The 22828-nt window shown below is 43.7% G+C and carries 18 protein-coding genes and 7 tRNA genes; 7 read left to right on the top strand and 18 right to left on the bottom strand.

What is annotated here, in order from left to right:
* Positions 1-77: 77 nt before the first annotated feature.
* From dld to OCV50_RS19115, 3 genes are all read right to left on the bottom strand, one after another.
* Positions 78-1784, bottom strand: a complete 1707-nt coding sequence (gene dld, locus OCV50_RS19125) for a D-lactate dehydrogenase (RefSeq protein ID WP_261904272.1) — start codon at positions 1782-1784, stop codon at positions 78-80.
* A 453-nt stretch (positions 1785-2237) separates the two neighbouring features.
* On the bottom strand, positions 2238-3140 hold the full coding sequence (locus tag OCV50_RS19120) for a LysR family transcriptional regulator (RefSeq protein WP_261904271.1): 903 nt from the start codon (positions 3138-3140) through the stop codon (positions 2238-2240).
* Positions 3141-3289: 149 nt separating this feature from the next.
* Positions 3290-3363: transfer RNA gene (locus OCV50_RS19115), tRNA-Cys, on the bottom strand.
* Positions 3364-3647: 284 nt separating this feature from the next.
* On the opposite strand from OCV50_RS19115, the gene OCV50_RS19110 reads away from it, so the two are divergent.
* On the top strand, positions 3648-4436 hold the full coding sequence (locus OCV50_RS19110; protein ID WP_261904270.1) for a lipase family protein: 789 nt from the start codon (positions 3648-3650) through the stop codon (positions 4434-4436).
* A gap of 43 nt (positions 4437-4479) precedes the next feature.
* Here the strand turns inward: OCV50_RS19110 and OCV50_RS19105 are convergent, their stop codons facing one another.
* The 14 genes from OCV50_RS19105 to OCV50_RS19040 form a co-directional block, all read right to left on the bottom strand.
* Complete coding sequence (locus OCV50_RS19105) at positions 4480-4992, bottom strand: hypothetical protein (RefSeq protein ID WP_261904269.1); 513 nt, start codon at positions 4990-4992, stop codon at positions 4480-4482.
* Positions 4993-5200: 208 nt separating this feature from the next.
* Positions 5201-5274 (bottom strand) — tRNA-Cys (locus OCV50_RS19100).
* 53 nt (positions 5275-5327) lie between these two features.
* Positions 5328-5414: transfer RNA gene (locus OCV50_RS19095), tRNA-Leu, on the bottom strand.
* A 234-nt stretch (positions 5415-5648) separates the two neighbouring features.
* Positions 5649-5750: a cytochrome bd-I oxidase subunit CydX gene (cydX, locus tag OCV50_RS19090; RefSeq protein ID WP_261904268.1), complete on the bottom strand. Its 102-nt coding sequence runs from the start codon at positions 5748-5750 to the stop codon at positions 5649-5651.
* A gap of 8 nt (positions 5751-5758) precedes the next feature.
* The gene (gene cydB, locus OCV50_RS19085; protein ID WP_261904267.1) at positions 5759-6895 is read right to left on the bottom strand and encodes a cytochrome d ubiquinol oxidase subunit II; all 1137 of its coding nucleotides are present in this window, start codon (positions 6893-6895) and stop codon (positions 5759-5761) included.
* A gap of 12 nt (positions 6896-6907) precedes the next feature.
* Positions 6908-8494, bottom strand: a complete 1587-nt coding sequence (locus tag OCV50_RS19080) for a cytochrome ubiquinol oxidase subunit I (RefSeq protein WP_261904266.1) — start codon at positions 8492-8494, stop codon at positions 6908-6910.
* 141 nt (positions 8495-8635) lie between these two features.
* Complete coding sequence (locus tag OCV50_RS19075) at positions 8636-10066, bottom strand: aminotransferase-like domain-containing protein (protein WP_261904265.1); 1431 nt, start codon at positions 10064-10066, stop codon at positions 8636-8638.
* A gap of 190 nt (positions 10067-10256) precedes the next feature.
* Positions 10257-12146: a methyl-accepting chemotaxis protein gene (locus OCV50_RS19070; RefSeq protein WP_449369360.1), complete on the bottom strand. Its 1890-nt coding sequence runs from the start codon at positions 12144-12146 to the stop codon at positions 10257-10259.
* A 283-nt stretch (positions 12147-12429) separates the two neighbouring features.
* Positions 12430-12503, bottom strand: a tRNA-Cys gene (locus OCV50_RS19065).
* Positions 12504-12559: 56 nt separating this feature from the next.
* Positions 12560-12646 (bottom strand) — tRNA-Leu (locus OCV50_RS19060).
* A 77-nt stretch (positions 12647-12723) separates the two neighbouring features.
* A tRNA-Gly gene (locus tag OCV50_RS19055) sits at positions 12724-12814 on the bottom strand.
* A gap of 25 nt (positions 12815-12839) precedes the next feature.
* A tRNA-Cys gene (locus OCV50_RS19050) sits at positions 12840-12913 on the bottom strand.
* Positions 12914-13082: 169 nt separating this feature from the next.
* Positions 13083-14528 carry an ATPase RavA stimulator ViaA gene (gene viaA / locus OCV50_RS19045; RefSeq protein ID WP_261904264.1) on the bottom strand — a complete coding sequence of 482 codons (1446 nt, stop codon included), beginning with the start codon at positions 14526-14528 and terminating at the stop codon, positions 13083-13085.
* A gap of 11 nt (positions 14529-14539) precedes the next feature.
* Positions 14540-16198: an ATPase RavA domain-containing protein gene (locus OCV50_RS19040; protein ID WP_239840453.1), complete on the bottom strand. Its 1659-nt coding sequence runs from the start codon at positions 16196-16198 to the stop codon at positions 14540-14542.
* Positions 16199-16489: 291 nt separating this feature from the next.
* Between OCV50_RS19040 and OCV50_RS19035 the strand changes: the two genes are divergently transcribed.
* The 5 genes from OCV50_RS19035 to OCV50_RS19015 all read left to right on the top strand — a co-directional run bounded on the left by OCV50_RS19035 (position 16490) and on the right by OCV50_RS19015 (position 20838).
* Positions 16490-17005 (top strand): NUDIX hydrolase, encoded by a 516-nt coding sequence (locus OCV50_RS19035; protein WP_261904263.1) that lies wholly within the window; start codon positions 16490-16492, stop codon positions 17003-17005.
* Positions 17006-17014: 9 nt separating this feature from the next.
* On the top strand, positions 17015-18019 hold the full coding sequence (ltaE, locus tag OCV50_RS19030; protein WP_261904262.1) for a low-specificity L-threonine aldolase: 1005 nt from the start codon (positions 17015-17017) through the stop codon (positions 18017-18019).
* A 76-nt stretch (positions 18020-18095) separates the two neighbouring features.
* On the top strand, positions 18096-18407 hold the full coding sequence (locus tag OCV50_RS19025; protein WP_261904261.1) for a c-type cytochrome: 312 nt from the start codon (positions 18096-18098) through the stop codon (positions 18405-18407).
* A 170-nt stretch (positions 18408-18577) separates the two neighbouring features.
* Positions 18578-19513, top strand: a complete 936-nt coding sequence (gene ylqF / locus OCV50_RS19020; protein ID WP_239839899.1) for a ribosome biogenesis GTPase YlqF — start codon at positions 18578-18580, stop codon at positions 19511-19513.
* 266 nt (positions 19514-19779) lie between these two features.
* Positions 19780-20838, top strand: coding sequence for a GGDEF domain-containing protein (locus OCV50_RS19015; RefSeq protein WP_261905236.1), 1059 nt, complete (start codon positions 19780-19782; stop codon positions 20836-20838).
* A 69-nt stretch (positions 20839-20907) separates the two neighbouring features.
* Here OCV50_RS19015 and OCV50_RS19010 read toward each other — a convergent pair whose 3' ends face one another.
* On the bottom strand, positions 20908-21447 hold the full coding sequence (locus tag OCV50_RS19010; RefSeq protein WP_239839898.1) for a GNAT family N-acetyltransferase: 540 nt from the start codon (positions 21445-21447) through the stop codon (positions 20908-20910).
* 182 nt (positions 21448-21629) lie between these two features.
* Here OCV50_RS19010 and OCV50_RS19005 point away from each other — a divergent pair, with 182 nt between their 5' ends.
* Positions 21630-22772 carry an acyl-CoA desaturase gene (locus tag OCV50_RS19005; protein WP_239839897.1) on the top strand — a complete coding sequence of 381 codons (1143 nt, stop codon included), beginning with the start codon at positions 21630-21632 and terminating at the stop codon, positions 22770-22772.
* Positions 22773-22828 lie beyond the last annotated feature (56 nt).

The raw sequence follows: 22828 nt of genomic DNA, 5'->3' as shown, positions 1-22828 counted from the left end.
AAAGCAATAAAGCAACAAAGCCACTCGTTGAAGTGGCTTTGTTTATTAACAAATAAAAATGTTTCGGTTAAAACTCGTTAGGCACAGCAGTTACAGTTACGGCGGTACTTGTCCATTTTACCGATACCTGGGTTAAAGGTATTGGTTGGATCGAGCTCATGGTAGAACTTCTGTAGTGAGTTTTCCGCTTCGTACAAGTGCCCTACGTTGTGTTCCGCTGGGTATTTTGCGCCACGACTATTCAAGTGTTCTAACATCAATCGCTTCATGCGTTTTGTGTCTGTTCCCTTCTTAAAGATGTAATCTTGGTGGAATACAAAACACATGAAGTGACCATAATAGAGAGGCATCACAAGGTTATCTGTCACCTCTTGCGGTAGAGTCTCTAACCACTCCTCGTCGTTACGTCGTAACGCAATATCGAGAGCGACAATATCTTCTACTTCGTTGCGGTGGATGGTTTCGTAACGAATCGCCGCTCCTGCTGCTGCAAAACGATTCAGGTACGCTTTCTTACCCTCTTCTGCAGTACACTCAAAGTAATCTTGGTCTGGTTCTGCAGCCCACACCTCTTTAAGGTATTTCTTAGCCTCCTCAATACCGCCATCACTCATTTTTAGGATCAAGTGGTGCTCGTATTTGTCACGATAATCTAGCAATCTTTGTGGTAAATGTTGTGGGAACAACTTGCTCGCGTAGTACAAGATCGTATCTGGCAGATATTTACTAACAAACGGGATTCGCTCTAAGGTATTTTCAACCTTGGCTTTTAGAGCAAACATCTTTGGTAAATTATCTGTACCAAGATGGTCTATGGATAGGAATACATCTTTGCCGTACTTCTCTGCCATATTAAAAATATCGCGGTGCATGTACTCGCCCATTTCTGGCAAGTTCTCAAACTGAGTCAAAAAGTCTTTGCGCAGCTTGGTGAGTTTCGCCGGATCATTTGTGCCAAGATAAAAGACTTGCTCTTTCTCAGGTACTGGGTAGCTATCAACACGTACCGCGAACACGCCAAGCTTACCTGCACAGCCGCTGGCTTCAAACAGTCTGCGATCATCCGCATTGAATCGTGAAGGAATATCAGAGGCCACGTCTCTCACGCGCTCGTCATACTCTTTGTCAGAAGCCATACGTTCGTCATGAACGACTTTACTTGGGTCGAAGTTGCCTTCTTGAATGTTTTGCAAGATTTCTTCTGGCGTCTCGCCAAGACCATCAATGCCTAAATGATTAACTAAATGAAGTTTACCGTCTTTATCGACTTGAGCAAATATCGCAAGCTCAGTATAGGCAGGGCCACGCTTCACGAGAGCGCCACCAGAGTTGTTCGCGATACCGCCAACCACTGTTGCACCTAAAGAAGAAGAACCAATAACAGAGTGAGGTGCACGGTTAACCGTTTTTAGTGATTTTTCTAAGGAGTGTAAGCTCGCCCCCGGTAGACAAACTGCTTGCTTGCCCCCATCAAGAAGGTGGATTTGTTTCATTTTAGTGATATTGATAACGACAACATCGCGGTCATAATCATTACCGCTTGGTGCAGAACCTTCTGTTAAGCCGGTTTTAGCAGCCTGCATAATAATGATGCAGTTGGCGTCGACACATTGCTTAATCACTTTCCACTGTTCTACCAAGGTATTTGGAAAGACAACGGCCAGTGCAGAGCCACCACCAGAGCGAAAACCCGAACGGTAATACTTGGTTTTGATATCGTCGGTTAACACATTGTCATCACCCACGATTACCTTGAATTGATCAATCAGCTGCTTTTGTTTCATATCCATATCTCTAATTATTATGCCCAGCCACTATAAGCAGCCTGTTATACAGCGTCTATGCTGCTGATCTCGCCAACACTATCCAAAATTAAGCTTAGTTATAATAAAGCTAATATTTTCATTAAGTTAACAAAAACAAACTTCAAAATTTGAGCAAGAAACAGATTGTTTCTTTATGGAAACAATATCAAAACCAAACATTAACAGCCATGTCACACATCCGGTTATTGCAAATGCATGGCTTACAACGACCAATAATCGAGAGGCTAAGTGAGATACTGAACACGAGATACAGAGCGGAAGTAGCTATATGTCAATCGGTGGGAGCGTAAACACTCAGCGACGCTTGGCCAAGTGCAATGTAAAAGGTTGAGGGCTTGCTGTAATTTTGGCTAACTATTTAAATACTGCCTGAATAGGAGACATTGCCTAGAGACTTAAACAATGCCTAGACTAGAACTGGTGGCTACGCTTTTGAAAGCCTTGGTATAGGTGTTCAATAAAACGCTTCACCTTTTCAGGTTGCTGACGTGTATATGGATAAACCGCATAAATGCCTAAGCACTTGGCCGTTTCTCCTTGAAAAAGTTGGATTAAACGCCCCTGCTCCAAATCATCATGAATCAAGACTCTAGGTACATAAATGATCCCTTGCCCTAACAGCGCCACATTTCTTAGTGCAGATGAATTATTGGTACACAGGTTACCATCTACTTTCACTTGGTAGACTTCATCACCCGTTTTAAAGGCCCACTCTTTTGCCCCAGTCTCTTGGTAGGAGTACGCCAAGCAGTTGTGTTTCACTAACTCTTGAGGGGAATCAGGCTTACCGTTTATCGCGAGATACTTTGGAGAGGCACACACAACCCAGTGTGCATCCACCAGCTTACGCGCAATCAGGCTCGAATCTGGAAGCACACCAGTTCGAATTGCAAGGTCAAAGCGATCGTTGACGATATCAACAAAACGATTATCGAGATCCATATCTATGTTGATGTCGGGGTAACGTTCGTTAAATTCAGCGATCACACCCGGTAGAATCAGCTCACCAGAGATAGTTGGTACGGTAATCTTGATACTACCGGATAAGCTCTGACCTAAACCAACGATCGATTCTTCTGCTGTGGCAACAGCTTGATAAACGCGTTTTGCTTGTTCATAAAACGACTGCCCCGCTTCACTGAGTTTAATGCTGCGCGTCGTTCGATAGAGAAGTTGCACACCAAGATCTTGTTCTAGCTTAGCAATACGTTTACTCACCACCGACTTAGTCAACTGCATCTGTTTTGCAGCCCCACTAAAAGAGCCTTGCTCCATTAAGTGATAAAAAATGATGTAATCGTCGGTACTTCTCATGAACACTCGCAAGCTTGTTGATAACAAAGTTATTTTAGGCGCTTTTGGTCGAAAAAGCTGACCCTAATCTCACACTTGTTCAGCTCGAAGCACAAAATTTAGATATAAAAAAAGCCAGCATAGCTGACCAATCTGATGAGGTAGTGAAATGGAGGCGCCTCCCGGAGTCGAACCGAGGTCCACGGATTTGCAATCCGCTGCATAGCCACTCTGCCAAGGCGCCTTTGAGCTTGATTGTTCTTTTAGAGACATTGTATTAAACCGTGTCGCATAACAATTTTGCCATGTTCTTGCACTCTCTGTGTGAGAACGGGACGTACTATAGCGCCTATAAAAACTGAGTCAACCGTTGCCTAAACTTTATTGATTCGTTCGCTGACACTTTGAACTAATGTTGAACAAAATAAGCACATAGAGCCTTTCAAGCTAATCTCTTCATTTTAATTTTCATGGATATTTCACAATTGCCCACTAAGGTAAGAAGTAAAGGGACGATTGGAATCAAATTTGAAACCACTTAAAAGATACCAGTATGAAAGGTATGCCGTTTTATGCAATCTCGCCTACCCACGAGTGTTCAAGCAGACACGCTATGGGTTTGACCCAAACGGACAACGAATCATCAAAAATCAATTTGGTAAAACCATGATCCGAGTTCTTTGGAGTGAAGCTGAAACTGAAGTGATTGTCGTACTCAAAGGCTCTCATAGCCTCAGTGACTGGTTATTGAACTTTGCTCTATGGACAAGAAGCTGTAAATCCATTGGGCTCAACTACCGAATTCACGCTGGGTTCTATCATCTATTGTTTCAAGAGAGCCAACCCAGTAGAAATGACGATACGCTCGGCGCTTCCGTCTTCGAACGTTTAGAAACAACACTCGCTCCACTCATCGAAAAAGGCAAACGAGTTACCATCACCGGTCACTCCTCTGGTGGAGCGATCGGCTGCGTTTTCGCTGATTACCTTAATCACAAATACCCTAGGAGCATTAAACGTGTTGTGACGTTTGGCCAACCAGCGATTGGCAACTGGCAATTCAAGCAGCACTACTCTCTTAACAAGAAAACCTACCGCATTTGCTGTGATTTAGACATCGTGACTTTCATGCCACCCATTCCCCTTATCTACTGGCATGCAGGCAGAATGCTTTGGCTTTACAACGGTCGAATCTATGAGAACACCCCCACCCTAATTCGCTTTGTGCGTTCGCTGTTGAGTTGGGTGATTCGCCCCTTCTCCTATCACTTAATGAGTAAGTATATTCGTAACAAAGACTTCTTTGATCAGAGGTAACGACAATTCGTAAAGTCGCTCCCTAAGCAATGCCTACTTTTTGTTAGCAGTTAATTGACGAATAATAGATGTCTTTTTTACGAGTGAATTCGAACTTGAACTGATATTCATTGCCATAATTATCGGAAACGAAAAGTGTCAATGTATCGGCTTGCTCTTGCATCTGCAGTGACTTCGATGTGAACCATGCACGATGAACATTATCTGAAATATAACTGGTTGAGCGCGTTAACGTTTCAGGTTCACCTGTCAAAAGCACATCATTACTGATTACCTTATCCAAGGTTAACTCAACATTATCGTATTCAGATTCCGTCGCAAAAGTCAGTGTCAGTGTATTGCCTTCAGCGTCAAAGTGCGGATACACACCAACCAACATATTGTCATTTTGTTGTTCTATCCCATCATATTTCGCCGTGTGATAACCACACGCTGCACTTGCCGCTTCAACTTGCCCTTCCGCAATCACGGGCTTGTAGTAGTTTCGCGTCGTAGGGTAAAGCACACAGCCAGTTAACATAGAAATAAGTGAAATATTAATGAGAGTTTTAAACATAACTTTTCCTTCATCCATAAGTGTGAACATTATGAACACTGTTTTATTTTTGTGCTTGCTTTGGTTACACACGCTTACATGGCCGAGCAAAACCAGATTCCGGAATGGATTATGCCAATGAAAGGAGTAATTAGGAGAAATTTAAAAATGGGAAGAAAGACAAAATTTAGACACAAAAAAACCAGCACTAGGCTGGTCTTTGGTAATTTGGAGGCGCCTCCCGGAGTCGAACCGAGGTCCACGGATTTGCAATCCGCTGCATAGCCACTCTGCCAAGGCGCCAAATTGTTCGAGTTTTAAGAGTTCGACTCTGTTCCCTCTCACGAGTAAGTAGATGGTGCCCCGGGCCGGACTTGAACCGGCACAGCGCGAACGCCGAGGGATTTTAAATCCCTTGTGTCTACCAATTCCACCACCAGGGCAACGCAATCATGCTATGGCAACACCATCTCTCATCGGCCTGTGCCGCGAGAACGAGACGTACTTTAACGGATTGAGCGGTGAGATCAATATATATTTTATCTTTTTAATTCAAACGGTTATTTATCGAACTTTTAGCATAAGAAGAATACAAATAGCTCAATCCTTACCCTTCGAAATATCGATCCCTATTACGTTCTCATTTAAATACACAATCTACATCCCGCTCAAATTCATCAATCACTGTTGTTTTCGGCCTGCTTCTCTAACCCAACCAGATTTAAAATAGTGAATGCAGACGCCAACATCAAACCCAAAATCCAAACAAAATACCACATAGTGCCTCCTAGTAGAGTGAATGACTGTTTCGTTCAACATACTTGTTATCAAGCCTGCCACGCATAGTACGGTAGCTAAATGCCGTATAACCAAGAATGATTGGCACCATAACAAAGGCAACACCTGTCATGATATTCAGCGTCAGCTCGCTTGAAGTCGCATCCCATAGCGTCAGGCTGTGATTAGTATTGAAACTCGATGGCACAATAAACGGAAACATAGTGAAACCGGCCGTTAATATGATTGAAGCACTGGTTAAACTAGAGCTTATAAATGCCATTAGATCTTTCGATAGCCTGATACAGAAGAACGTCACAACTGGAAATACGACACTGCCAATAGGTGCAAACCACATCCATGTATAGGTCTCGAAGTTGCTCAACCACATTCCGGTACCAGCGATAACAACCTTATTCAGCGGGTTCGATTCTCCATTTTGGTTGAGCACACTCACAACCTGATAGCCCATAAGATCACCGATTATCAAACCACCGATCACCATTAAAACGAATACCGCCCACGCACTCATTTGGCCGACAGCACGAGCCTTGCCATAGATATCATGTTTAGTCTTCAACAACAGCCAAGTACTTCCTTGTAGTAGCGACATTGTCACAGCAACAATCCCACTCAACAGGCTAAACGGGTTAAGCAAATCTAAAAAACTTCCGTGATAAGTCACCATCAATAGGCTATTCAAAGAAAAAGGTATTCCCTGTAACAAATTGCCAAAGGCAATGCCAAATAATAGAGGGGGATATACTCCTGCAAAGGCTGTAGCGTAGTCACATACATCTTTCCATTGCTGGCTTTCCACTTTAGCGCGATATTCAAGTGCTAACGGACGTAACCACAACCCAATTAGAACCATATACATTGCGATGTATAGACTCGAAAATACTGTCGCGTAAACCATGGGCCATGCAGCAAACAGTGCGCCACCCGCCGTTATCAGCCACACTTGGTTCCCATCCCAGTGTGGTGCAATGGAGTTAATCATCACGCGTCTCTCTGTGTCGGTTTTACCAATGATAGGCAGCAAAGCGCCGACACCCATATCAAATCCATCGGTGATCATAAAGCCAATCAGCAACACGCCGATCAACACCCACCAAATCATTTTTAACGTTTCATATTCAAACATAACGACTCCGCTTTATTGCTGTACTTGCAGGGCTAACTTGGCTTCGACTGAATGATCACCTTGCTCATAGTGATAACGACCAGTCTTCAAACTACTTGGGCCTTTGCGCGCAACTTTCACCATCAAGTAGCTTTCAACGATGATGAAGACTGTATAGAGCGCCATGATTAACGCGAGGGTAAGCAGTACATCTTCAACTGATTGCTGTGATGCAGCCATAGTCACTGGAAGTACCTCCCCTACTGCCCATGGCTGACGACCGTATTCAGCAACAAACCATCCGGCCTCTATCGCGATCCAAGGTAAAGGGATCGACCATAGCGCCGCTTTAAGAACCCAAGGTTTTGCTGTGAATTTCTTACGATAGGTTTGAAGGAATGCAGCACCAAAAACAATCAGCATGACTACACCACAACCAACCATGATGCGGAATGACCAAAACAGTGGCCAAACGGTTGGAATGGAGTCGTCTGCCGCCATTTGGATTTGATGTTCGGTCGCGTCAGTGACAGTATCGGTGTAACGCTTAAGCAGTAAGCCATAGCCGAGATCATGCTTAACTTCATCAAACGCTTCTGTTGTAGCATTTGAGTTATCACCAGCACGCAAGCTTTCCAGCAAATCATAAGCAATCATGCCATTACGAATACGATCAACGTGCTGCTCTCTAAGATCATGGAGCCCTGTTACTTGTTCATCCAGTGAGCGCGTGGCGATGATTCCCATCAAATAAGGGATTTTCACTGCATAATCGGTTTCACCTTTCTCTTGATTAGGTAAGCCAAAAAGTGTGAATGCAGCAGGCGCTGGCTCGGTGTGCCACTCAGCTTCAATTGCAGCTAGCTTTACTTTTTGAACATCGCCTAGCTCATAACCTGACTCATCACCCAATACCAGAACCGAAATGATTGATGCCATACCAAAACAAGATGCAACAGCGAATGATCGCTTGGCGAATTCAACGTCGCGTCCTTTCAACAAGTAATAAGCGCTCACGCCGAGGATAAACATCGCGCCGCAGGTATAAGCCGACGACACTGTATGCAGAAACTTCACTTGTGCGACAGGGTTGAGCACCACTTCAGCGAAACTCGTCATCTCCATTCGCATAGTATGATAGTTAAACTCCGACCCTATCGGGTTTTGCATCCAACCGTTCGCGACCAAGATCCATAACGCCGAGAAACTCGAACCCAGAGCAACTAACCATGTGACGACCAGGTGTTGGCGCGCTGACAAACGCTCCCAGCCAAAGAAGAACAGGCCCACAAACGTTGACTCTAAAAAAAAAGCCACCAGCGCTTCAATTGCGAGGGGCGCACCGAAAATGTCACCAACATAGTGGGAATAGTAAGACCAGTTAGTGCCAAACTGGAACTCCATTGTCAGGCCAGTTGTCACTCCCAACGCAAAATTTATCCCGAAGAGTTTTCCCCAAAAGCGTGTCATATCTTGATAGATTTTGTTACCTGTTAGCACATAGATTGACTCCATAATGGCTAACAAGCACGACATACCAATGGTTAAAGGGACGAAGAGGAAATGGAACATTGCCGTCAACGCAAACTGCAAGCGCGATAATTCAACAACATCAAACATTAAAGCTCCAAACATCATAATGATGACTTTCATACATAAGTTGGAGCGTATTTCAGCACAGTTCCATCGAACCAAACTAGAACAGATCAGTGACTAAAAATTAGAACAGATTGTAAATTCGTAACAGTTGCAGTATCAAAATTAGGCCGACTCTTGATTGCCATGACTTATTTCAACAACCAGATTCCCTAAGGTTTTGATCGCTTTTGATATCTTGTCATCACAAGCATAAGAGCAGTTGATTCGGATGTGATGATTAAAACGTTTATCACCACTAAAGATGATTCCAGGAGCAACGGAAATATTGTGTTCGAGCGCCCTATCGTACAGTGTTTCAACACAAACATTTTTCGGTAATTCAATCCAAATAAAGTAACCACCCGGCGTGAGATGAATAACCGTGTTCTGCGGCAAGCAGTCGCTAAGCAAACTGATATGATCCTGCTTCCGCTCATGGAGTACCTTTCGTAGCTTCTTGAGGTGGTTATCGTAGCTGTAATACGTTAGATAATGAGACAGTGCCAATTGAATTGGGATACTACTGGACAGCGTCGCCAAATGTTGTAAGCGTTGGATCTTAAGTGCTTGTTGTCCTGCAACAACCCATCCAATTCGGAATCCGGGTGAGAGTGACTTAGAAAACGAACCACATAATAAGATATTGTCATTCTGGTCATAAGCTTTAGCAGGAAGGCTCGATTCACTGCCCACAAACAACTCTCGATATACGTCGTCTTCGATCATCGGTACGTTATGATGATTCACCAGCTGTACAAGGCGCTGCTTGTTTGCGGTACTCATTGAGTACCCTACTGGGTTTTGAGCCGCCGTCATAAACCAACACGCTTTGATATCCATTGATGAGAATACTGAGGAGAGCACATCAAGGTCGATCCCATTCTCTGGATTGGTTGGGATCTCTACCGCGGTTAGGTTTAATCGCTCTATGGTTTGAAGCACACCGTAGAAAGCGGGATACTCAATCGCAACCAGATCACCCGGCTCCGTAAAAGACTGTAAACACAAACTGAGTGCTTCCATAGCCCCAGAGGTGATGACGATGTCATCGGGAAGCACATTGAGCCCATTCACCTGATAGCGCTGTGCAATTTGTCTTCTTAGAGTCTGATTACCCGGAGGCAAGTTGGTCAGCATGCTATTGTCCGGCATTTGACGACTGGCACTAGCGAGGCTTCGCGACAAGGCTTGGTGAGGAAACAAAGACGGATCTGGGAAAGCAGAACTAAGTGGAATAATACTGGGGTCTTTCGCCTTTTGAAGCACGTCATAAAGCAGGTCGCTGATTCGAACAGGGTATGGCGTAATTGCTTTTGAGGTTAGGTCTTTACTGGAGAGTACATTCCGGCGGGGTAATACAAAGTAACCAGATTTAGGTTTAGCATAGATATAACCCGCAGCTTCAAGCTGTTGGTATGCTTGGAGAACTGTCTCAATACTCAGTTTATAGCGCTTACAAGCATTTCTGATCGACGGTAGTTTCTCACCACTCAACCAAATATTGTGTTCGATCTGATTCTTAAGTTTCTCTGCTAATACTTGAGACTTTTTCATGCATTTCTTTTAAAAGACGTAACGATTGGCATTTAGATTACTTCAAGACGGTCAGATAACAAAGGATGAGAACTATAAGCGTTTTAAGATTAACCCTGTCGATTGTCGGTTAACAGAAGGGAAGGTTCATTTAAGAACAAAAAAGCACAGGCGCGAAAGCCTGTGCTTGAACTGACTTTTCCACCGGAGGTTAAAGCTTAAAGCGGCTCAGTTCTTGTTTCAGGTCGTTAGCTAGCTGATTTAGTTGGTCAGCTTGAACCACTGCATCGGAAGCGTCAACAGCCATTACATCACTCACCTCACGAACCGATTCGGTATTCGTATTGATTTCAGCCGTCACTAGCGATTGCTCTTCAGCCGCTGAGGCAATTTGCGTCGCCATATCGCTGATTACCTGAATCGCTTCACGGATCTGCTCTAGGCTTTCACCTGCTAGGTTGACGTCATTCACACTAGTACGCGCCATATCATGGCTCTGGTTCATCACCTTAACCGCGCCATTAGTCGCTTGTTGAAGTCGTTTGATCTTATCTTCAATCTCTTCCGTTGAAGCATGCGTTCTTTGAGACAATACGCGAACCTCATCAGCAACGACCGCAAAACCTCGACCTTGCTCACCCGCGCGTGCCGCTTCAATCGCAGCATTAAGTGCCAGTAAGTTGGTCTGTTCTGCTATCTCACGAATCGTTGCCAGAATCGTCGCAATCTGCTGACCATGCTCTTCAAGCTCGCTGATGATAGATACCGCACCAGTCAGCTCATTCGCTAACTCATTAATCGAAGCTTGGCTTTTCTCCATTTGCTGGAAGCCTTGTTCACTCAACTCAACGGAATGAGTAGCGCTCTTAGCAGTATTATCGGCGTTCGACGCAATCTCTGACGTTGCTGTCGCCATTTCAGTCACAGCAGTCGCAACCATCGTGATTTCATCTTGTTGCTTACCAACGCTCTCACTACGCTTCATTGCACTTTGATTTGCGTGTTCTGCACCATGCGTCATCGCCGAAGAGACGTTACTCACGTTTTTCATCATCTCGTGGAGACGGTCAATAAAGGTATTGAACTTATCTGCCAATTGACCCACTTCATCATGACTAGAAACCGTCAGTCTGCGCGTTAAATCACCTTCACCCTCTGCGATGTCTGCCAGTGCTTCGCCTACGCGGCCTAATTCGACAAGTTGACGAGCAACAAACCAAGAAGTCGCGATTGCCATAACGATAAGCACGATTAAACCTGTCGTAACTTGGTTGACCAGCATAGTAAATAATGGCTGTTCCAAGACCTCTTTGTTCATTTCTATGACTAACATCCAATCAGTATTCTTGATTGGTTCAGCCATGATAACCTTCTCTACACCATCTACATCAGCGTAAAGCGTCGTTAAGTTCGCAGCTGCTGAATTTAAGCTCGAAACATTTAGCTCTGGTGCAATATCGGTGATCTTTTTAAGAATGAAATCTTTGTTGCTGTGCGCGACCACTGTACCTTTGGTGTCGATCAAAATAGCACGACCATCACCAGGTACCGGAATCGCCAATACGTCTTGAATCAACTTATCCAATGCTAAGTTAGACGCTGCAACCCCAACGATTTGACCATTTTCAAACACAGGGTCTGTCAGCGTAACAACTAACGTCTGCATCGTTACGCTTACGTAAGGTTTAGTTGTGATTGCCTTGTTCGCTGCGAGCGTCTCTTTGTACCAACCACGCACACGTGGATCGTAACCGGGTTTATTCAAAGAAGGGTCATGACGGAACATCTCACCTTCTTTATTGCCGTAATAACTTAGACCAAATCCACCAGACACCAAGGTTTGACGTAGGTGCGGCACAATATCGAGATCAGGGTTTAAAGAAATTTGTTGCTGTAGTCCATTGACCGCTTGCTTCTTGTCGTGAAACCAATCACCAATACCTTTGGCGTGAGCATGGAGTGTATTTCGGCTTTCACTCTCGATCGCTTGCCAGCTGTTGGTTTGAAACGTTTTGTAGCCAATGAAAAGTAAAATGGCAGATGTCACCGCAATCGCCAAAACCACAGAGGAAACCATCTTCCTCTTTAGACTAAATTGCATAATTATGAGCCTCTTATAAAACCTAAGAAATGAGTTAGTGTTTTATAGTCTCATCTATGCAACTGATTTTATGAGAGTTTCAACGCATTAATGAAACAAGTTGAGCATGATTCATCAATATGTGACTTGTGTAATACCAAAGTAGTATAGAACACGCTATGAGAGACGTGATCTTGTTATCGAGTTAGACCAGCCTTTAGTGCATCAAATAGAGATGTTTAAAATGAAGTTTCAAAATTCAGGCACAAAAAAACCAGCCACGAGGACTGGTTTTAATGAATAATGGAGGCGCCTCCCGGAGTCGAACCGAGGTCCACGGATTTGCAATCCGCTGCATAGCCACTCTGCCAAGGCGCCTTAAATTGATTGTCGTAATCTAAGGTAACTACGTGTCTCTTTAGGAGAGAAATAGATGGTGCCCCGGGCCGGACTTGAACCGGCACAGCGCGAACGCCGAGGGATTTTAAATCCCTTGTGTCTACCAATTCCACCACCAGGGCACGCAATTCTTTATTGCGATGCCGTTACGATTCGTAAACACCATCTTAATGTCGATGCCAATCAACATTACAAAATTTGGAGCGAAACACGAGGCTCCCTATCTTCAAGGTTTAAGGCGTGACCTTAACCTTGGCAAGGTTGCTCTCTACCAGCTGAGCTAGTGTCGCATAGTATTCAAACTTAAGGTTTGAATGGAGGCGCCTCCCGGAGTCGAACCGAGGTCCACGGATTTGCAATCCGCTGCATAGCCACTCTGCCAAGGCGCCTTTTTATTTCAACACGTTAGGATGTTGTCCCGCTGTGTTCGGGTGCTTACTTTACGGATTGAGGAAGGATAGTCAAATAAAAATGTGCATTTAAATTCTGTTTGCTGACATTTAAATCAAATTGCTGCACCTTCCACCTATTCAGACAGAAATCGTACAGCAATTTACATCACCATTTTTTCATTAAACGCCCAACGAGGCTTGGATGGTACGACCAACAGTGATCAAACATACTCATTAATTGAGGGTTGCCGTACTTAGAAAGGCTCACAGCGTGGAAGCGGTTCTTGTGCTGTTTCAATTTCTCAACCTGGGCAATCATCTCGTCAGACTGCTTAGGTGCGATAAAGTCAGAAAGCACAACCAAATCTGCGTTCTTGTACTTATCGCCCATCATGAGATCAATCGACTTCATTAATACCGGCTCTAGATCGGTACCGCCGTGGAACGAGTAACTTAAGAAGTCACTCGCTTCACGCAATCCGTCCTGACGAGTTAACTCATAAGTGATTTGCTCTGAAGAGAACAGAATTACGTAACAATCTCGCTCCTCCGCCAATGCAATTTGCATCAGGGCATAAGCCATAGCTTTAGCCGATTGTTCTGGGAACCCGCTCATTGAACCAGAAGCATCGACACAGACGATGAAAGGACCTTTCTCGATGTCTACATTCTTCGCATCTGGCTTTTGCGCTTTCACTTTTCTTAAAGTTCGAGATTTACCTTGAGAGCGGTAACTCAATAAACGCTTATCAGCTAAATGCTTGTAGAAGATAACTTCGAGTTCTGGGTAAGCCAAAAACATGGTTTCGTTTGGCAGCATCTTATTGAGGTCGTCACTTTCGTGAATACCGACAATATCGTCTACCGCTTCATCGGCTTTTTCTTCGACCATCTGAAGCTCTTCAACCGGCGCTTTATGCAGAGACGGGTCATCTTCTAAACCCGCCATACGACCAAGCTTCTCAGCAATCTCTTGCAGACCTTTGTGCTTATTTAGAAACTCTGCATGACGCTTCATTACGGTAAGGTCGGTTTTACTCAGTTTGGCTGACGCCATATCCCACAAACGCCCTACGCTGCCTTCGTCACCCGACTCCGTCACTTTGTCCATGTTTTTCATGGTTTCCATGCGCTGGTAAAGGTCAGCAAGCACTTTCTCTTTACTCGCTTCAAGCTCTGTCACTTGCGCTTGCTTAATCGCTTCAGACAGGGCTTGGTACCACTGGTCACAGAAATAGTGAGGGAACATGGCGTTATAAACGCCTTTATTATGTTCAAGCAATCGGCGAGCTTGCAGATAAAACGCTGAGTGCCACTCAAGCTTTTTGATCACCGAATCGATCTCTTCAAAAAATTGCTCTTCGTCCCAGTGAATCACTTCTTGGTAAAGGGCAATTTCTTGTTGGAATCGATCGGTCTCGCAGACTTTGGTGACGCGCTTTTTCACCTTGCCACGCCACTTGACTAAATGGTTCTTAACAGAGGTTTTTACGCCTTTATTTTCCGCCGCCATCATCACTTGCGAGCGGGCCAATAAGTCATTCATTGCAGTATCAATGATGCCAGAGTCTGCCACCATTAAAGCCAGATTTAATCCGTCTGCTCCTAACATATAAGGTCCCCTTACTCGAAGTATTGGCTCATGAACTTGATACGCTGAACGATCTTACTGCTCTTAACCTGTGTGGTTTCAAGATCTTGAGTGATGGCTTGCAAGCTTGCTTCCATCGCCTTCGGTAATTCAGGGTCAATAAAGTTATGTGGTAGTGCGCCATGAAAATCTGAGCGTACTTTTTTAAGGTTGAATTCTGCGTCTTGAAGCTGCTTAAGCGCCGCCTCTGCACCTGTTAACCATTTATCGTATAGCTCTTTATCCAAACCATCAGATGTCACAACACTCACTAACACGGAGCGGTTAGCAATGTCTTTGATAACGAGTTGATTGGAGGCGTCTAAATCAAGCTTAAGGCGACATAGGTTTTTGTTTTCATTTACATAACCATAAATGTCACCATGACCTTCTTTGATCACGCGATCGAAATCGTCTTTCGCAACATAAACCCAGCGACTGTCACCCTTTTCAGATTCAGATACCGACATGTTGCTTTGCAGTAGTACCAACTTGACTAGGTTATAGGCACTGCCAACGCTGTACATTTTTGCGTTCTTGATATCGTGCTGGTAAATGTCTTTACGCAGTAGACCGCTGCTCGTTTCCATTGAAAGAGATACAGAGAGAGTTGACTCTACATCTTCTTGGATCTCTTCTAACTCTTCACGTGCTAGCTCAATTTGGTGTTTGGATTCTTGTTGGTCAAACGCTCGGTTTAACGCAAAGTCGTTAACGACACTACGAACCACGTCACGAGATTCAGGGCTATGCCATAAACAGTCTTGAAGAAGCATGATATCAAGCGGATTCACGGTATCACGGCCACTGAAGAATGCACTCGCTTTAAGCAGCTTAACGGCTTTTTTCCAACGACGGTCAGACACGTAAAGTTCAGAGTCTGACATCGCGCCACCCTGCTTCTTCACTGTCTCTTCAAGCATGGTTTTAAGCTCGTAAAGCTTGTCGAATGCGTTGTCGTTAAGCTCTAGGCGGTCAAGCTCTTTCTGCCATTGGTGATATTCAATATCAGTAATAGCCAGACCCGGTGGAATGGTCGCTTCTTGAGGTGTGCCAGTGGTTAGCATCGACTTAAAGTTCTGCTTATTCTGAATACGGTTTACGAACACGCGCACCAGCATACGGTCATAAAGTGCCTCTAGACCGCTGTCTTCATCTGGTAGTTCATTGGACGCAGAAACCAGCAGTCGCATCGGAACACGTTCGATATCGCTGCCATTTTTAAAGGTCTTTTCGTTAACAACAGTCAATAGTGTATTAAGGATTGCCGGACCCGCTTTCCAAATTTCATCAAGGAAAACAACTTGTGCGGTTGGTAAGTAACCCTCGGTTAAACGCACGTAACGACCATTGTCTTTCAATTCTTGAATACTCAATGGACCAAAAACTTCTTCTGGGGTTGAGAAGCGAGTCATCAAATATTCGAAGTAGCTACTGTTATCGAAAGCTTGTATTAAACGTTTCGCGATTAAACTTTTCGCGATACCCGGAGGACCAAGCAAAAAAACACTTTCGCCTGCAAGCGCAGCTAGTAAACAAAGTTTTATGGTGTCTTCACGCTCGTAAACACCGTCAGATAAGGCTTGAGCAAGCTTGTTAATGCGTTCGGAGAGTAATGCTTTGTCAGCATGGGAAGATACAGAAGGATTCATCACAGCAAAACTCCGGAAACTTTCAAGATAATTAAGAGTGTAGATATGTTTTTATACATTTGTTAGCACTTTGTTACAAGTGTATTTTATTGTTGAGTAGCATTTATATCAGATGGTTAGGTTGGTAATTTTGGTGTAATCAAAGATTCCAATTTTGAGAATAGAGTCACAATGTTTGATGAGTTTCTGGGAACACATTCAGAATTTTTCTTTTATTTTCGACATATTTGGCGTTAAGGTGGTCGACGTCTTATATGTCCGGCAATTGGCAAGGAAAGTGACTATCACTCCATGAAAACAATAATCCACAAATGGAAAAGCATCTCACTAGTAGAAGAGGATGTTAAATTACCCACCGGGACTTCAATAACTCACACCACGATTCAACACCCTGGCGCAGCAGTCATACTTCCCATCACGTCTAACGGAAAGGTCATTCTTATCAATCAATTTAGACCATCCCTTAAAAAGTGGCTGTTGGAGCTACCAGCTGGCACCATGGAACAAGGTGAAACACCTTTAGATTGTGCAAAGCGCGAACTCGAAGAAGAGACTGGTTACAGCGCTGGTCAATTTCAAAGCTTGGGTCAAGTAACGCCACTAGCAGGCTTCTGCGACGAGATTCAACACCTCTTTGTTGCTTCAGAATTAAACCTAACGACTCGCTTTAGCTGTGATGACGACGAGATTATCGAAGTGTTAGAGCTCACTATTGAAGAGCTGCAACAAAAAATTCGTAACGACCAAATTACCGATACCAAAACTATCGCATGTTTAAGTAAAGCCCAGCTTTGTGGCTACCTATAGGAGAGCAATATGGATTTCCGTTCTGATACCGTAACAAAACCAAGTCAAGCAATGCGCGAAATAATGGCAAATGCCGAGGTTGGCGATGATGTCTACGGTGATGATCCGACGGTAAACGATTTAGAGCAGTGGGCAGCCAAGGAAGCAGGTTTTGAAGCCGCTATGTTTACTTCATCAGGCACTCAAGCCAACCTACTTGGGTTGATGGCACACTGTGGTCGTGGTGATGAATACTTGTGCGGCCAGCAAGCTCATAACTATAAATACGAAGCTGGCGGTGCCGCAGTGCTCGGTTCAATTCAACCACAACCGATCGAGAACAACCCAGACGGGACTCTTGACTTTGGCAAACTCGAAAGCGCCATTAAACCAGACGATAGCCACTTTGCACGTACGACTCTTCTAAGCTTGGAAAACACCATCAATGGCAAAGTGTTACCTCTCTCTTATTTAGCAGAAGCACGTGCATTTACTATTAAGCATGGCTTAAAACTCCATTTAGATGGTGCTCGCGTTTATAACGCAGCAGCAGCTTTGGATGTCCCTGTTAAAGAGATCGCTAAACACTTTGACTCAATGACCATCTGTTTATCTAAAGGGTTAGGTGCTCCTGTAGGCTCACTGCTTCTGGGTAGCAAAGAATACATCGCTAAAGCACGTCGTCTAAGAAAGATGGTGGGTGGCGGTATGCGTCAAGCAGGTATCTTAGCGGCAGCTGGTAAAATGGCGCTAACAGAAAACGTTGAACAGCTCAAAACTGACCACAAAAATGCGAAAGATCTGGCGATTGGTCTTAGTAAACTGCCGGGCTTCTCGGTAAACCCTGACTTTGTTCAAACCAATATTGTTTTTGCTAAATTGGACGCGTCGGTTGATATTAATCGCATCGCGTTAAAGTTAGCTGATCAAGGGATTACTATGACACCGAGTAACCCAGTACGCTTTGTCACTCATCGTGATATCGAGGCAGAAGACATTTCACGTTTCTTAAGTGAACTAAAGAAAGTACTTTAACTTCCTGTAACAGAATAAAGACTTGAGCTTCCCCTAAGGGGAAGCTTTATACTTTTGTTTTCACAGGAGTATAAACGTGTTCACTAAATCCATTGTTCTTGTTACTGCCCTTCTCTCTTATTCCGTTCAGGCTAACGATTTTGGTGATCCTGAGCTAGGTAAAATGAAATCACCAAGCTGCATTTTTTGTCATAGTCCTACAGGACCATCTACCAACAACGCCTACCCTAGTCTTTCTGGCCAAGACCCAATCTATCTCTTTAACGCGATGAAAGCGTATCAAAATGGAGAGAGACAAAGCGACTACGCTGAAATGATGCGCGCCCAACTGAGCAAGCTCAACGACCAAGACTTAAAAGACATCGCAGCCTTCTATTCTTCTCAGTAACGTTATCCTGTAACAATTAGACTCGGACATACGCAGCGAAAACATCCATTAAATTATCTATAATTTAAGAAATTTCACTCCGCTCAACTAAGGCAAGGATAGATATACCTTTACACGTATCATCCAACCCTTACAATGTGCAGCAAATATATTTATCAAGGTTTATCTCTATGTCTATTCAATGGTTTCCGGGCCACATGCACAAAGCTCGCAAAGAAATCGAAGAAGTTATCCCTAAAGTTGACGTTATCATTGAAGTGCTAGATGCGCGCATACCATTTAGTTCAGAAAACCCGATGATTGCCGAGATCAAAGCAGGTAAACCAGTCGTTAAAGTTCTTAATAAACGTGACTTAGCCGATCCAGAATTAACCCAAATGTGGATTGAGCACTTTGAGAAAGAACAAGGAGTAAAAGCGATCGCAATTACCACCAGCGTTAAAGAAGAAGTGAATCACATCATGGAACTCGTACGTAAGCTGGCTCCTCACCGTGAAGAGATCGGCAAAAACATTCGTACCATGATTATGGGTATTCCAAACGTTGGTAAGTCAACCATCATCAACTGTCTAGCGGGTCGTACGATCGCTGTAACAGGTAACCAACCTGCGGTGACTCGTCGTCAGCAACGTATTAATCTGCAAAACGGCGTCGTACTTTCTGATACTCCGGGAATTTTGTGGCCTAAAGTAGAAAACCCACACAGTGGATTCCGCCTTGCCGCTACCGGTGCAGTAAAAGATACGGCAATGGAATACGACGAAGTTGCATTTTACACCGTTGAGTATTTGGCAAAGCAATACCCTCACCTTTTAAAAGAACGCTATCAAATCGAAGATCTGCCAGAATCTGACATTGAATTGATGGAAGAGATCGGCCGTAAGCGTGGTGCACTTCGTGCAGGTGGTCACATTGATTTGCATAAATGTTCAGAAATTCTTCTTCACGAGCTTCGTAACGGTACGCTTGGTCAAGTCACTCTAGAGCTTCCAGAAATGATCACTCAAGAGCTGATTGAAGTTGAGCAAGAAGCGCTGCGTAAGGCAGAAGAAAAAGCCAAGAAGAAAGAAGAACGTCGTAAGCGTTATCTGAAAAACAAGCGCTAACTCGCGTTTGTTTTCTAGCAATTAGAGCTAACAGTTTCCCTTCTTTTGACGCCCTAGTCTTAGTACTAGGGCGTAACTTTTCATACTCGACCTATCATTGATAGAACTAATATCTTGTCACATAAATAAAATCTAGAATTTACATTACTGAGTTTCATAGACATACTGACGCACTATTTTGTGATCCCTTAGCGAATTTTAAGATGCGTTCATATCCCGGTTTTCAAAACCAGCGTTTCAAAACCTATTTTGAGAATGAAATATACCTGCCGTATGTCAATTTCATCTACCTGCCGATCACCATATTTTTTGCTTTCATCATCACCGACTTCATTCATTTTGGCGATCAGTGCGTTATGCCCATTGTACTGCGGATCATACTTTCTGGAATGATGGCAGGAGCCGCTTATTACTGCATAAATAATCGACCAAATGTGCTTCAGCAGTTAGAGAGTATAACGCTGATAACAAGCGCACTATTTCTCGTTGTTGTCGGTAGAATAGCCATCGAGTTCGGCAATTATGACTATCAAGGCGGTGTTATTCTGGTCATGATTTATATTGGCACCTTCTCACGGCTGTCTGCGCGATACAGTTTAATCACCCTGAGCTGCATACTCGCTAGCTATCTTATCGGCTTATCCCCACTGCTATACGCCGCTGAACCCGCACACGAACTTGAAATCATATCGATTTACCTAGCAACCTATGTATTAGTCGCTGCAGCATGCTTGAGAAGAGAATTAGAAGTTCATAAACGTTTCTCCCAATCTGAACAACTGCGCAAGCAAGCTATACAACTACGAAAACAGTCGAACCTTTTTGAAGCGCTCTCCTACCAAGATGCGTTGACAGGTTGTTATAACCGACTCTATCTACACCAAGTTATCGAACCAAACATCAACCGAAATCAGTCGATGACGACGATTATGATTGATATCGACCATTTCAAATCGGTGAATGATACTTATGGTCACCAAACCGGAGATATGGTTATTAAGGAGCTTGCGAAAGCGATTAAGGCGAAGCTGCCCGTTAAGAGCAACCTTTTTAGATATGGTGGTGAAGAATTTCTGATTATTGCTCAAGGTCTAAATATAACCCAAGCACAACAACTGGCTGATAACCTACTCACCTCTCCTTCAAAGATATCACTTGAGGTGACGGTTTCTGTGGGAGTGAAACATATTGATCGTGCGGTTGGTTCAGTCGAACAATTGATTGAAGACGCCGATAGAGCTCTATATCAATCTAAAAAGAACGGTCGAAACTGCATCTCATGGTGTAACGTTGCCCATCCTAATATCGAAGCCGCTGTCTTTTAAATACCCACACGAACTAAAAGCCCCTAGCTGTTAATACTAGGGGCTTTCTCTTGATAATCTTTTGCTTTATTACGCAGGCATTTGTAATTGCTGAGCTAAGTTCGCAGGAGATGGCCAAGAATACACTTTCTCTTTGACTTGGCTGCCACAAGGCGCATCCCAAATCTGCTCAAGCTCTTCTTTGCCACCAATAGATTCATAAAAACCGATTGCTTGCTTATTTTTCGACATTACTTCTAGGTACAGACCACTGTCTGAGTAGTACTGCTCAAGTCGTTCTGACAGCTCTGACAACAAACGTTTACCGACACCACGACCACGATAGGCGTTGTCCACGTGCAACGCATCAATAAAGGTGCCGCGATCGAAATTGTGATTACCAAACGCACACACAAAGCCAACTAACAATCCACCCTCTTCTAAGAGTAAAACGTGTTGATTAAAAGGAGGATTGATAAGACGGGTTTGCCAGATTACTGATCTGTCTTCTAGAACGTCCTGATCTAGATATTTGTCAGCTAGAATTCCGCGGTAGTAAATTTTCCAACTCTCTGCATGTAACTGTGCGATACGCTCGTAATCTTTATATTCAGCTACTCTAATTTCCATTTATTAGCCCTTAGCACTTCCATTTATTTATAACTTCTACATTTAATACTACTTACCTACAAAATTAAAGCAAAACATACTATTAAAACCTGACGACTAATAGGTACTTACACTTTGATTCTTGACTTACACGTGTACGCTGATATTCTAGCGCACAACTGTAAGCTCAATGGAATATGCTGATGACAACTGGCAATACAACGCAAAATAAGAAGCCGCCTCTGATCTGGCTAAACGTTTTTATCTTCTCCTTTAGTATGCTGTTGGCATTAGTTGCCGCGCCACTTTATGGTTATTACAACGGCTATGGTATGGAGCATTGGATTTGGTTAGCGGTTTGTTTTAGCTTCTGTAATCTTTCAATAACAACGGGTTACCATCGTTTATGGTCTCATAAAGCCTTTGAAGCACATTCTAGCTTACGATTTCTTTTTGCTCTGGGTGGCGCATTTGCGCTTCAAAACAGTGCCCTTCACTGGTCTTCCGATCACCGAGTACATCACAAGCATGTCGATAACAATGACAAAGACCCTTACTCAGCTAAACGTGGGTTTTGGTATTCACATATTGGTTGGATGATCCGCAACTACAACACATCAATTTATAAAGATTACGAAAATTGTCGCGATCTTAAAAAAGACAAAATTGTGATGTGGCAACACAAACACTACATCCTACTAGCACTGATAATGAATTTCGGTGTGCCTATCGCGCTTGGCGTTATCTATGGTGATGTCATTGGTATGCTTCTGATGGTAGGCGCGGTTCGTTTAGTATTAAACCACCACACCACTTTCTTTATTAACTCTCTTGCTCATATCTGGGGAAGCCAACCTTTCACAGATAAAAACACTGCACGTGACAATGGCATTCTGGCAGTTCTTACTTTTGGTGAGGGTTACCACAACTTCCATCATATTTTCGAGAACGATTACCGCAACGGCATTTACTGGTGGCAATACGATCCAACTAAATGGCTTATTAAGGGTGCATCACTGTGTGGCTTAACGTCTAAGTTAAAGAAAACGCCACAAGCAAGAATTGAAAAAGCGGAAGCGACAATGCTGTTAAAGCGCACGCAACAAAAAATCATGCATCGCGCAGACAACATCCAAATTGCTGAAAAGCTACAAGCGGAATTTGACGCGCTCGTTGCGAACATGAATGAGTATTACGCGGTTAAAAAGCAGTTGCTTGAGAGTAAGCGTGATGACGTCGTTAAGAAATATGAGCATTCGCTACTTAAAGTTCGATATCAGCAAATCAAAGTGAACTTTGAGCAACAGAAGCGAAATTGGGCACAAACTGTCGAACAATACGCGTAACGTTTCTGCAACATAAAATTATTTTAAATCAAAAACCTAGGTGACCATCGCCTAGG

The sequence above is a fragment of the Vibrio fortis genome, from assembly GCF_024347475.1.
Classification (GTDB): Bacteria; Pseudomonadota; Gammaproteobacteria; order Enterobacterales; family Vibrionaceae; genus Vibrio; species Vibrio fortis.
The sequence above is the reverse complement of the archived record's forward strand: the minus strand, read 5'-3'. Positions and strand labels throughout refer to the sequence as shown.